Annotated in this window: 1 protein-coding gene; it reads left to right on the top strand. The window is 64.4% G+C overall.

Annotated elements, in window-relative coordinates:
* The first annotated feature begins 122 nt into the window (after positions 1-122).
* Positions 123-14,156 carry a non-ribosomal peptide synthase/polyketide synthase gene (locus tag MHH62_RS01240; RefSeq protein WP_339232266.1) on the top strand — a complete coding sequence of 4,678 codons (14,034 nt, stop codon included), beginning with the start codon at positions 123-125 and terminating at the stop codon, positions 14,154-14,156.
* The last annotated feature ends 3 nt before the right edge of the window (positions 14,157-14,159 follow it).

A 14,159-nucleotide genomic window follows, 5' to 3' on the forward strand; every position in this document is an offset into this window, starting at 1 on the left:
GTAACCCCCGATGACAGCCTGTGCGGCGCCCCCCATTCCCCCGCTAATTTTTCCCCGCCCGGTTCGTTTTATAGGGACGACGTGCCTTTGTGCTTCCCGCCTATTGCCCCGGATTCCAAGAAATGAATGCTGAAGACTCCTTGAAACTTGCTCGCCGGTTTATCGGGCTGCCTCTGGAAAAACGCCAACTGTTCCTGCAAGCCTTGCAGAAAGAAGGCGTGGATTTTTCAAGGTTTCCGATTCCGGCAGGGGTGGAGGTGGAGGACCGCCAGGCGCTGTCCTACGCGCAGCAGCGCATGTGGTTTCTATGGCAGTTGGACCCGGCCAGCGGCGCCTACAATTTGCCTGGCGCAGTGCGCTTGAGGGGGGCGCTGAGCCTGCCAGCGCTGGAGCAAGCGTTCGCCAGCCTGGTGGCGCGTCACGAAACCCTGCGCACGGTGTTCCAGCGTCAGGCTGATGAGCGGCTGGCGCAGGTGGCGGTGGAGCCGTCGGTGACCGTCGAGCACCTGGACTTCACCGCCTTGGCCTTTGATGCGCGTGAGCAGGCCGTCAACGCCGCCGCCACCCGTCAATCGCTGTTGCCGTTCGACCTGGAACACGGCCCATTGCTGCGCGTGCAACTGCTCAAGCTTGCCGAGCAGGAACACGTGCTGCTGCTGACCCTGCACCACATCGTCTCCGACGGTTGGTCGATGAACGTGCTGATCGACGAATTCATCCGTTGCTATGACGCCCATGAGCGCAACGAAGCGCCCCAACTGCCAGCGCTGCCCATCCAGTACAGTGATTACGCCCTGTGGCAGCGCCGCTGGCTGGAAGCGGGCGAGCAGGCGCGCCAATTGGAATATTGGCAGGCTCGCCTGGGCGATGAACATCCGGTCCTGGAGCTGCCCACCGACCACCCGCGCCCGGCCATGCCCAGCTACCAGGGCACACGGCATAACTTCGCGATTGCGCCGGCACTGGCCGCGCAACTGCGCAGTTGCGCGCAAAAACACAACGTTACCCTGTTCATGCTGCTGCTCGGTGCCTTCAATGTGCTGTTGCACCGCTATACCGGCCAGGGCGACATCCGTGTCGGTGTGCCGATTGCCAATCGCAATCGCACCGAAGTCGAGGGGCTGATCGGGTTCTTCGTCAACACCCAGGTGTTGCGCACCGAACTGACCGGGCAAACCCGGGTTGCCGAGTTGCTGCAAGGTATCAAGGAGCATGCTCTGGGCGCCCAGGCCCATCAGGAGTTGCCCTTCGAACGGCTGGTGGAAGCGCTGAAAATCGAGCGCAGCCTGAGCCACACGCCGCTGTTCCAGGTGATGTATAACCATCAGCCGGTCGTCGCCGACATCGCCTCGGTCAGCACCGCATCGGGGCTGGAATTGGCCCTGGTGGAATGGCAAGGCCGCACCACCCAGTTCGACCTGACCCTGGACACCTATGAAAAGTCCGGCACCCTGCATGCCGCGCTGACCTACGCCAATGACTTGTTCGATACGCCCACCATCGAGCGCATGGCCCGGCATTGGATCAGCCTGTTGCAAGCCATGGTGCTCGATGGCGAACAGCGCATTGGCGAATTGCCCATGCTTGACGCGGCTGAACAGCAACGGCTGGTCCACAGCTGGAACCAGACCACCGAGGCGTACCCGACCGAGCGCGGGATTCATCACCTGATCGAAGACCAGGCGCGGCGCAGCCCCGATGCACCGGCACTGGTGTTCGGTACCACCACCTTGACCTACGCCCAACTGGATGCGCGCGCCAACCAGTTGGCCCATGCCCTGGGCGAGCAGGGCGTGGGGCCCGACGTGCTGGTGGGTATCTGCATCGAGCGCTCCATCGAAATGGTGGTTGGCCTGCTGGCGATTCTCAAGGCCGGTGGCGCCTACGTGCCTCTCGACCCTGAGTATCCCCAGGAACGCCTGGCCTACATGATCGAAGACAGCGGCATACAACTGCTGCTCAGCCAGCAGAGCCTGCTGGCGTCGCTGCCCGTCGCCGGTATCCAGTTGATTGCCCTGGACCAGCCGGCGCTATGGCTCGACGGCTACAGCAGCGAATCGCCGAACGTGGCCTTGCATGCCCTTAACCTGGCCTACGTGATCTACACCTCGGGCTCCACCGGCAAGCCCAAAGGCGCCGGCAATAGCCATCGCGCCTTGGTCAACCGCTTGAGCTGGATGCAACAGGCGTATGGCCTGGGTGCCAACGACGCGGTGTTGCAGAAAACCCCGTTCAGCTTCGACGTGTCGGTGTGGGAGTTCTTCTGGCCACTGATGACCGGCGCCCGCATGGTGGTCGCGGCGCCTGGGGAGCACCGTGAACCGGCGCGCCTGATCGACACCATTGGTCGGCACGCCATCACCACCTTGCACTTCGTGCCGTCGATGCTGCAGGCGTTCATCCATGAGCCGGGCGTACAGGCGTGCGCGAGCCTCGCGCGCATTGTGTGCAGCGGCGAAGCCTTGCCCCTGGATGCGCAACAGCAAGTGTTCGCCAAGTTGCCCGCTGCGGCGCTGTACAACCTCTATGGCCCGACCGAGGCGGCCATCGACGTCACGCACTGGACCTGCATCGACGAAGGCGCCGACAGCGTGCCCATCGGCCGCCCGATCGCCAACCTCGGCACCTACGTGCTGGACGCACAACTCAACCCGGTGCCGGCCGGTGTCAGTGGCGAACTCTACCTGGGCGGCGTTGGCCTGGCGCGCAGTTACCATCGGCGCCCGGCGCTGACCGCCGAACGTTTCGTGCCCAGCCCGTTCGTGACGGGCGAGCGCCTGTATCGCACCGGTGACCGCGTGCGCCAACGCGCCGATGGGGTGATCGAATACCTCGGCCGCCTCGATCATCAGGTCAAATTGCGCGGCTTGCGTATCGAGCTGGGCGAAATCGAAGCACGCCTGATGCAGCATCCACACGTGCGCGAAGCCGTGGTACTGGTACAGGGCGGCAAGCAGTTGATCGCCTATCTGGTGCACGCAGGCGAGGCGCCAACGGACCTCAAGGCCTGGTTGCTCGGCAGCTTGCCGGAATACATGGTGCCGACGCATTTCATTGCGCTGCCCAAGCTGCCGGTGACCGCCAACGGCAAGCTCGACCGCAAGGCGTTGCCAGCGCCGGATGCGGCTCAGCCGCAGGCATTTGTCGCCCCCCAAGGCGACCTGCAAACAGCCCTGGCTGCCATCTGGAGCGACGTGCTGGGCGTTGAGCAGGTCGGCCAGGACGATAACTTTTTCGAGCTGGGCGGCGATTCGATCATCTCCATCCAGGTGGTCAGCCGCGCCCGTCAGGCCGGCATTCGCCTGAGCCCGCGTGACCTGTTCCAGTACCAGAGCATCCGCAGCCTGGCCCTGGTGGCGCGCTTCGAGCAGGTCAGCCTGATCGACCAGGGCCCGGTCAGTGGCGAGGTGATGCTGACGCCCGTGCAACACAGTTTTTTCGCCCAACCGATCCCGGCGCGGCATCACTGGAATCAATCTTTGTTGCTGGTGCCCGGTGAGGTGCTTGAGCCTGCACGGTTGGAGGCCGCGCTGGCGCGGTTGATCCAGCATCACGACGCTCTGCGCCTGCGCTTTGTGCAGCAGGCTGACGGCTGGCAGCAGAGCCATGCCGCCGATGTCAGCGAATCGCTGTTGTGGCAATGCCAGGCCAGCACCGACGCTGAACTGGCGGTGTTGTGTGATGAAGCCCAGCGCAGCCTTGACCTTGCCCAAGGCCCGCTGCTGCGCGCCGCGTTGGTGAATTGGGCCGATGGCAGCCAACGTCTGCTGCTGGTGATCCATCACTTGGTGGTGGATGGCGTGTCTTGGCGCATCCTGCTTGAAGACTTGCAACAGGCTTACCGAGAACAGGTGCTGCCGGCAAAAACCAGTGCCTACCAGCGCTGGGCGCAACAGCTGCACCGCCACGCGCAGACCGTCGAGGAGCAACTGTCGTACTGGCAAGCCCAATCCATCGACGCCGAACTGCCGTGTGATCACCCCGAAGGCGGCCTGCAAAACCGCCTGGGTGCCAAGCTGGAAACACGCCTCGACGTCGAGCACACCCGCCGACTGCTGCAAGACGCGCCAGCGGCCTATCGCACCCAGGTCAACGACCTGCTGTTGACCGCCCTGGCGCGGGTGATCAGCCGTTGGAGCGAGCAACCTGCTGCGCTCATTCAATTGGAAGGCCATGGTCGCGAAGACCTCTTCGACGACATCGACCTGAGTCGCACCGTCGGCTGGTTCACCAGCCTGTACCCGGTGCGCCTGCATGCCAAAGGCGAGTTGCCCGAGGCGATCAAAGCGGTCAAGGAACAACTGCGCGCCGTGCCCGACAAAGGCCTGGGTTACGGCCTGTTGCGCTACCTGGGCGCGCCACACGCGCAGGAAAGCCTGGCGAACCTTACCGCGCCGCGCATCACCTTCAACTACCTGGGCCAGTTCGACCGTCAGTTCAACGAGTCGGCACTGTTCGTGCCGGCCAGTCAGGGCAGTGGCCAGGCCCAGGATCCAGAGGCGCCGCTGGCCAACTGGTTGACGCTGGAGGGTCAGGTGTATGGCGGCGAGTTGTCGTTGCAATGGGGGTTCAGTCGGGAGATGTTCGAGGCGGCGACTGTGCAGCGGTTGGCGGATGAGTACGCAGCCGAACTCAAGGCGTTGATCGAGCATTGCTGTGCCACGCCGGCAGGCCAGGTGAGCCCGTCGGATTTCCCGCTGGCACGCGTCACCCAGCAGCAGCTGGATGCCTTGCCCGTAGCCGGGCCGGCGATTGCCGACCTTTGTCCGCTGTCGCCGATGCAGCAAGGCATGCTGTTCCACACCCTGTTGGAACCCGAGGCCCAGGCCTACATCAACCAGTTACGCCTCGACATCGAGGGCCTTGATTTGCTCGCCTTCGGGCGTGCCTGGCAGGCTGCGCTGGATCGTCACGACATCCTGCGCAGCAGCTTCCATTGGCTGGGCCTGGACAGTGCTCATCAGCTGATCCAGCGCCAGGTCGACCTGCAACTGCAAGTGATCGAAGACCCCGACGCCGATTTCGACACCCTGGCCCAGGCCGAACGCGAACGCGGTTTTGCCCTGAATGCCGCGCCGCTGTTTCGCCTGACGCTGGTGCGCGGTGCCGGTGCGGCCTGGCACTTTATCTTCACCAGCCACCACATCCTCATGGACGGCTGGAGTAACGCGCAGTTGCTCGGTGAAGTCATCGCTCACTATGCGGGGCAGGCAGTGCCGGCGCCGCTCGGGCAGTTCCGCGATTACCTCGCCTGGCTGCAACAACAGTCCTCGGGCGAAGCGTTCTGGAAAACAGCCCTGGCGGCATTGCCGGCGCCGACTCTGCTGGCGCAAGCGCTGCGCACGCCGGTAGTCGGGGTGGGCATGGCTGACCATCACGTAGCACTGGAGAGCGACTTTACCCGCCGCCTCGGCGAGTTCGCACGCCAGCACAAAGTCACCCTCAATACCCTGCTGCAAGGGGCTTGGAGCCTGTTGCTGCAACGCTACACCGGCCAGGACTGCGTCGCCTTCGGTGCCACCGTGGCCGGGCGTTCCGCACCGCTGCCGGGGATCGAGCAGCAACTAGGCCTGTTCATCAACACCTTGCCGATCATCAGCGCAGCCTCGCCAGCCCAGTCGGCCGCGACGTGGCTCAGCGAACTGCAAGCGCTCAACCTCAGCCTGCGCGACCATGAACATGTGCCGCTCTACGACATCCAGGGCTGGGCCGGCCAGCAAGGCGCGCTGTTCGACACCTTGCTGGTGTTCGAGAACTTCCCGGTCGCCGAGGCGCTCAAGCAAGGCGCGCCGGCCGGCCTGACTTTCGGTCGCCTGCACAACCATGAGCGCACGCACTACCCATTAACCCTGGGCATCGAACTGGGCGCCAGCCTGCGCCTGGAATTCAGTTATGACCGTGCCCAGTTCAGCGAGGCGCACGTGGCGCAGTTGAGCGCCAACCTGCAACACCTGCTGGCGCAATTGCTCGCAGACGCTCACATGCCGCTGGGCAACCTGCGTCTTCTCGACGCCCCTGCGCAACGGCAGATGCTCGCTCTGAGCCGCTCAGCCGCAGCGCCCCAGACCAACGAACGCGTGCACCAGCGTATTGCAGCCCAGGCCGAGGCGACGCCAGACGCCCTGGCTGTACAGGCCGGTGATGCCAGCTTGAGCTACGCCCAGTTGAACCAGCGTGCCAACCGCCTGGCCCATCGCTTGTTGGCGCTTGGCGTCGGCCCCGGCCAACGGGTGGGCCTGGCTTCGCGGCGTGGCCCGCAGTTGATCGTCAGCCTGCTGGCAGTGCTCAAAAGCGGGGCGGCCTACGTACCGCTGGACCCTGAATACCCAGCGGAACGTTTGGCCTATATGCTCGCCGACAGCCGCCTGGACGTGTTGCTCAGCGAAACCGGCTTGCTCGCCGACTTGCCTTTGCCCCGCGGCCTGACCCGCGTGGATTTCAGCACCAGTGGCGACGAACTGACCGGCTACCCGACGACCAATCCGCCCAATCACGCGGCGGCGGCTGACCTGGCCTATGTGATCTACACCTCTGGCTCCACCGGCCAGCCCAAGGGCGTGGCCATCGACCATGCCGCCCTCGGCCAGTTTTGTGACAGCGCCACGCTGTACAGCCGACTGAGCGCCGAAGACCGCGTGTTGCAGTTTGCGACCTTCAGTTTCGATGGTTTTGTCGAACAGTGCTTCCCGCCCCTGTGTGCGGGCGCGGCGTTGATCATGCGTGGCGATGAACTCTGGGATGCCGGGCAACTGGCGCAAGAGATTGTCGAGCAGGGCGTGACCCTGGCCGATTTGCCCGCCGCCTACTGGTACCTGTTGGCGCAAGAGTGCGCCGAGCACCGTCGCTCCCTGGGCAAGCTGCGCCAGGTGCATGTGGGCGGTGAAGCCATGTCAGTGGAGGGCGTGCGTGCGTGGTACGCCGCGGGCTTGGGCAATGTGCGCCTGGTCAACACCTACGGGCCGACCGAAGCCACGGTGGTCTCCAGCGTGCATGAGTGCCAATTGGCCGATGCCAACGACGCCTACGGCGTGCCAATCGGGCAGGCGATTGCCGGGCGCGGCCTGTATGTACTCGACAGCGGTTTCGAACTGTTGGCCACCGATGGCGTGGGCGAGCTGTGCATTGGTGCCGAGGTTGGCTTGGCGCAACGCTATTTCGACCGCCCGGCGCTGACCGCCGAGCGCTTCTTGCCGGACCCGTTTTGCGCCACGCCCGGTGCGCGGCTTTATCGAAGTGGCGACCTGGCCCGGTATAACCCGGCGGGTGCGCTGGAGTACGTCGGGCGTATCGACCATCAAGTGAAAATTCGTGGCCTGCGTATCGAAATGGGCGAAATCGAAGCCAGCCTGCAAGCCTTGCCCAACGTGCGGGAAGCCGCCGTGCTTGCGCAGCCGAGCGCGACCGGCGTGCAGTTGGTGGCGTACGTGGTGCCCGCCGAAGGCCAAGCGCTGGAGGCACAGGCACTGGCGGCGCGCTTGCGCCAGACGTTGCCGGACTACATGGTGCCGGGCCATTGGGTGTTCCTCGATGCCTTGCCGTTGAACCACAACGGCAAGCTCGACCGCCGTGCGCTGCCCACACCCGACCTGAACCAGGCCAGCGCCGCCTACGTGGCGCCGCAAAGTCCATTGCAAATCCAGTTGGCGGCGATCTGGCAAGCAGTGTTGCAGGTCGAGCAGGTTGGCCTGGAAGATCACTTCTTCGAACGCGGCGGCCATTCCTTGCTGGCCACCCAAGTGATCTCCCGGGTGCGCCACGATCTCAAGCTGGAAGTGCCGTTGCGGGCCCTGTTCGAGCAGCCGACGCTGGCCGCTTTCGCAGCGGCGTGCGCAGGCGTGCAGGCCGATACCGCGCCTGTGATGCAGGCGGTTGGCCGTGAGCAGCCGCTGGCGTTGTCCTTTGCCCAGGAGCGGCAGTGGTTTCTCTGGCAATTGGATCCCACCAGCGCGGCCTATCATGTGCCCACCGCCTTGCACCTGCGCGGTGAACTCGACATCGCGGCGCTGGAGCGCGCCGTCGAGGCCCTGGTGCAGCGCCATGAACCGCTGCGCACCACCTTTGTGGAGGCGGGCGAGCACACCGTGCAAGTCATCCACCCAGGCCTGGCAGTGCCGGTTGAACAACAAGAGGTCGACGCCGGCGCTATCGAGCAGGCTGTCACCGAAGAGATCCAGCGCCCGTTCGACCTGCGCAACGGCCCGCTGATGCGCGTCAAGTTGCTGATCGTCGCGCCTGATCACCATGTGCTGGTCATCACCCAGCACCACATCATCTCTGACGGCTGGTCGATGCAAGTGATGATCGACGAGTGGGTGGCGCTGTACCAAGGCGACGCAGGGTTGCCGGCCTTGCCGATCCAGTACGCCGACTACGCCCAGTGGCAGCGCGACTGGATGGCGGCTGGGGAACAACAACGCCAGCTCGATTACTGGTGCGCTCGTCTGGGGCGCGAGCATTCGTTGCTGGACCTGCCCCTGGACCATCCACGCCCCGCAGTGCAGAGCCATCGTGGCGCGCGCCGCCAGATTCATCTGGAGCGTGCGCTGCTGACTGAACTCAAGACCCTGGCCCAGCGTCAGGACGTGACGCTGTTCATGCTGTTGCTGGCCTCGTTCCAGACCTTGCTGCACCGCTACAGCGGCCAGGCACAGGTGCGTGTCGGCGTACCGGTCGCCAACCGTAATCGCTTCGAAACCGAGCGACTGCTGGGCTTTTTCGTCAACACCCAGGTGCTGCAAGCTGACGTGCACGGGCAGATGCCGTTCGACCAGTTGCTGGCCCAGGTCAAGCAGCGTGCCCTGGAGGCGCAGGCCCATCAGGACCTGCCGTTCGAGCAGCTCGTGCAAGTGTTGCAGCCCGAGCGCAGCCTGAGCCATAACCCGCTGTTCCAGGTGATGTTCAACCATCAGGACAGCCTGCGTTCAGCCCCGGTGCAATTGTCCGGCCTGGCTTTGCAGCCGGTGGATTGGGCCGGCCACAGCACGCAGTTCGACCTGAACCTGGAAACCGAGGAATCGGTGGACGGTCTCTGGGCCTCGCTGACTTACGCCACGGATCTGTTTGACGCGGCGACCGTGGAGCGCTTGGCCGAGCATTGGCAAAACCTGCTGCGCGCGGTCCTGCAGGATGCCTCGGTGGCCTTGGACGACCTGGCGATGCTCAGCCCGTCGCAATGGCAGCACATGGTGCACGACTGGAATCGGAGCGACACCGACTACCCACGCGAACGCTGCGTACACCAGTTGTTTGAGGCCCAGGCCGCGGCGCAACCCGAAGCCATCGCGCTGCACTTCAATGACGAGCACCTGAGCTACGGCGAACTCAACCATCGCGCCAATCGGCTGGCCCATCGTCTGATCGACATGGGCGTCGGCCCGGACGTGCTGGTGGCGGTGCACGTGGAGCGTTCCCTGGACATGGTGGTTGGCTTGCTCGCGACCCTCAAGGCCGGTGGCGCCTATGTGCCGCTCGACCCACAATTCCCGGCAGAGCGCCTGGCCTACATGCTTGAAGACAGCCGCGCCCGGGTATTGCTGACGCAACCGCACCTGCTGGGGCACCTGGCTCAGCCGCACGGCGTGCAGGTGCTGATGGTGGAGGAGGCCGGCACAGCGCAGCACAATCCCCAGGTTGCCGTGACACCGGAGCATCTGGCCTACGTGATCTACACCTCTGGCTCCACTGGCAAGCCCAAAGGGGTGATGGTTCGTCACAAGGCGCTGTGCAGCTTCACCAGCGGCATGGCCGGCACGTTGAGTATCGGCCAGGATGCGCGGCTGTTGTCGCTGACCACCTTCTCGTTCGACATCTTCGCCCTGGAGCTGTATGTGCCGCTGAGTGTCGGCGGTACCGTGTTGCTGAGCGCCCAGGCAACGGCCCTCGACCCCGAGGCGATCCTCGATCTGGCCCAGCGTCAGGCGGCGAATGTGCTGCAAGCCACGCCTTCGACCTGGCGCATGTTGCTCGACAGCCCACGGGCTCATTCACTGCGTGGCATCGCCTGCCTGTGCGGTGGCGAAGCGCTGCCCGTCGATTTGGCCCAGCGCATGCTCGACCTGCAAGGCCCGCTGTGGAACCTCTATGGCCCGACGGAAACCACCATCTGGTCGGCGGCTCATCGTTTGCATCAGGCATTGCCGTTCGTTGGACGGCCCATCGCCAATACCGGCTTGTTCATCCTCAATGCCGGTCTCACGCCATGCCCCCAAGGTGTGTCCGGTGAGCTGCTGATCGGCGGTGTCGGCCTGGCGCGGGGTTACCACGGGCAGCCGGCGCTGACCGCCGAACGCTTCGTGCCCAACCCGTTTGGGGCTCCGGGCGAACGCCTGTACCGTACCGGCGACCTGGCACGCTATCGGGCCGACGGCGTGGTGGAATACATCGGCCGCGTCGACCATCAGGTCAAGGTCCGGGGTTTCCGTATCGAGCTGGGTGAAATCGAAGCCTGCTTGCGTGAGTTCGACGGCGTACGCGAAGCCGTGGTGCTGGCCGATAACGACCGGCTGATCGCTTACCTGGTCAGCGCCGCGCCGCAGGCGTCGCAGGTCTATAAAACCGCGCTGCGCGAGCGCTTGCCGGACTACATGGTGCCCGCGCAGTGGCTGTTCCTCGACAGCCTGCCGCTGACCCCCAACGGCAAGCTCGACCGCAAGGCATTGCCCAAACCGGATGCCAGCCTGTCGCTCAAGGGCCATGTAGCGCCCGTCACCCCGCGTGAGCAGCAGGTAGCGGCGATCTGGGCCGAGGTACTGGAATTGCCCCGGGTGGGCCTCGACGATCATTTCTTCGAGTTGGGCGGGCATTCATTGCTGGCCACGCGGGTGGTGTCACGGGTGCGTCAGGCCCTGGCGCTGGAAGTCCCACTCAAGGCCTTGTTCGAACAGCCGCTACTGGGTGATTTCGTGCGGGCCTTGGGCGAGGAGGGCGTCACCGCGCCGGCGTTGATCAAGGCCGACCGCACGCAGCCTCTGCCGCTGTCTTATGCCCAGGAGCGCCAGTGGTTCCTCTGGCAACTGGACCCGGCCGGCGCCGCGTATCACATCCCCAGCGCCTTGCGTTTGCAGGGGCCGTTGGACCTGACCGCGCTGCAAGAGAGCTTTGATAGCTTGCTGGCTCGCCATGAAAGCCTGCGCACGTATTTCCGTCAGGACGCCACCGGCGCAGTTCAAGTCGTTGACGCCCAGGGCCGGGTCGATATCGAGCAGGTCGACAGCGACTATGCCGGCCTCAAGGCGCGGGTCGCGCAGGTGGTCGCCCAGCCTTTCGACCTGCTGCGTGGGCCGCTGCTGCGGGTTACCTTGCTGCGCCTGGCCGAGGACGACCACGTGCTCGTGCTGGTGCAGCATCACATCGTCTCTGACGGCTGGTCGATGCAGTTGATGGTCGAAGAGTTGGTGCAGGCGTATGCCGCTAACAGCCAAGGCCAGGACGTGCAATTGCCGGCGCTGCCGATCCAGTACGCCGATTATGCCGTGTGGCAGCGCGGTTGGATGGAGGCGGGGGAGCAGGCGCGTCAACTGGCCTACTGGCGCGAGCAGTTGAGCGGCGAGCAACCGGTGCTGGAGTTGCCGTTCGACCAGCCGCGCCCGGCACAGCCAAGCCATCGTGGCGCACGCTTGGGTATCGAGTTGCATCCGGAGTTGTTGGGCAGTTTGCGCGCACTGGCGCAGCACGCTGGTGTCACGCTGCCGATGCTGCTGCTGGCGTCTTACCAGGCGTTGCTGCATCGCTACAGCGGCCAGGAAGATGTGCGCGTGGGCGTGCCGATTGCCAACCGCAATCGCCTGGAAACCGAGGGGTTGATCGGCTTCTTCGTCAACACCCAAGTGCTCAAGGCCGATATCCACGGGCAAATGAGCACCGAGCAACTGCTGCACCAGGTGCGTCAGCGCTCCCTGGAGGCCCAGGCTCACCAGGACCTGCCGTTCGAACAGCTTGTGCAGGCATTGCAACCGGAGCGCAGCCTTAGCCTGAGCCCGTTGTTCCAAGTGTTGTTCAACCACCGTGTGAGCGTTGCCGACAGCCATCTGCATCGCCTGGCCGACCTGCACGTCGAAGTCCTGGATCTGGACGAAGGCGTGGCCCAGTTCGACCTGGCGCTGGATGTGGAAGAAAGCCAGACGGCCCTGCGTGCCTCTCTGAGTTATGCCACCGATCTGTTCGCCGTGGCGACCATCGAGCGCATGGCCGGGCATTGGCAGAACCTCTTGCGGGCAATGGTGGTCGACCCACAGCAACCCATCAGCCAATTGAGCTTGCTGGGCGAGGATGAGCAACAGCAGATTCTTGAGCTGTGGAATCAGGCCGACGCCGGTTTTTCAGCCGAGCGCCTAGTGCATGAATTGGTCGGCGATCGCGCCCGGAAAAGCCCGGACGCAGTGGCGGTTAAATTCGATACTCAAACCCTGACTTACGGTGAACTGGATCGCCAGGCCAATCGCCTGGCCCGTGCCCTGATCGCCCGTGGCGTCGGCGCGGAAGTGCGGGTGGCCATCGCCATGCCGCGCAGTGCCGAGATCATGGTGGCGTTCCTGGCGGTGATGAAAGCTGGTGGCGTGTATGTGCCGCTGGATATCGAATACCCCCGTGATCGCCTGCTGTACATGATGCAAGACAGCCGTGCGCAACTGCTGCTGACTCACAGCCGGGCGCTGCAGCAACTGCCAGTTCCCGAGGGCCTGGCTACCCTGGCGATTGATCGCACCGAAGAATGGGCCGGTTACAGCGATACGGCCCCGGATGTGGCGCTGGACGGCGACAACCTCGCCTACGTGATCTACACCTCCGGTTCAACCGGTTTGCCCAAAGGCGTGGCGGTGTCCCACGGGCCGTTGGTGGCGCATATCATCGCTACCGGCGAGCGCTATGAAACCTCGCCGGCCGATTGCGAGCTGCACTTCATGTCGTTCGCTTTCGACGGCTCCCACGAAGGCTGGATGCACCCGCTGATCAACGGCGCCAGCGTGTTGATCCGTGATGACAGCCTGTGGCTGCCGGAATACACCTACGAGCAAATGCATCGCCACAACGTGACCATGGCGGTGTTCCCACCGGTGTACCTGCAACAGTTGGCCGAACATGCCGAGCGCGACGGCAACCCGCCGGCAGTGCGGGTGTACTGCTTCGGTGGTGATGCCGTGGCTCAAGCCAGCTATGACCTGGCGTGGCGCGCGCTGAAACCCAAGTACCTGTTCAACGGCTATGGCCCGACGGAAACCGTGGTCACGCCGCTGCTGTGGAAGGCACGCAAGGGCGACCCCTGCGGAGCTGTCTACGCGCCCATCGGCACCTTGTTGGGCAACCGAAGTGGCTACGTGTTGGATGCGCAACTGAACCTGCAGCCCATCGGCGTAGCCGGCGAGTTGTACCTGGGCGGCGAGGGCGTGGCCCGGGGTTATCTGGAGCGCCCGGCACTGACTGCCGAGCGTTTCGTGCCGGACCCGTTCGGCAAGCCTGGCAGTCGCGTGTATCGCAGCGGCGACCTGACCCGTGGGCGTCCGGATGGCGTGGTGGATTACCTGGGGCGTGTGGACCATCAGGTGAAGATCCGCGGTTTCCGTATCGAACTGGGGGAAATCGAAGCGCGCTTGCGTGAGCAAACCAGTGTCGGTGAAACCGTGGTGGTGGCCCAGGAGGGGCCGACCGGCAAACAACTGGTGGCCTATGTGGTACCGGCCGACGCCAGCCTGGCCGACCAGGTTGAGTTCCGTGACACCCTGCGTCGTGCCCTGAAAGCCGACCTACCGGACTATATGGTGCCCAGCCACTTCGTATTCCTGGCGCAGATGCCGCTGACCCCCAACGGCAAGCTCGACCGCAAGGGCTTGCCGCTGCCGGATGCGAGCCAGATGCAGCAGCAGTACCTGGCCCCGCAAACCGAGCTTGAGCAGCAGATCGCCACGATCTGGGCCGACATCCTGCACCTGCCGCAAGTGGGCCTGAACGACAACTTCTTTGATGTCGGTGGCCACTCCTTGCTGGCGATCCAGATTACCTCGCGGGTGCAGGCCGAACTCGGCCTGGACGTACCGTTGATGGAACTGTTCCAGACTGAATCGCTGCGCGCCTACGTGCAGGCCGCAGCCACTTTCCGCGCCGGCAGCGTGGAAGATTTTGATGACCTTCGTGACTTTTTGAGCGAACTAGAGGCGATTTGAACC

Origin of the sequence: Pseudomonas sp. FSL L8-0168 (assembly GCF_037976155.1) — a bacterium.
GTDB classification, from domain to species: domain Bacteria; phylum Pseudomonadota; class Gammaproteobacteria; order Pseudomonadales; family Pseudomonadaceae; genus Aquipseudomonas; species Aquipseudomonas paracarnis.

Bases quoted from the DNA above. Each gene is read 5' to 3' on its own strand.
- MHH62_RS01240 (WP_339232266.1), top strand. From the start codon at position 123: ATGAATGCTGAAGACTCCTTGAAACTTGCTCGCCGGTTTATCGGGCTG.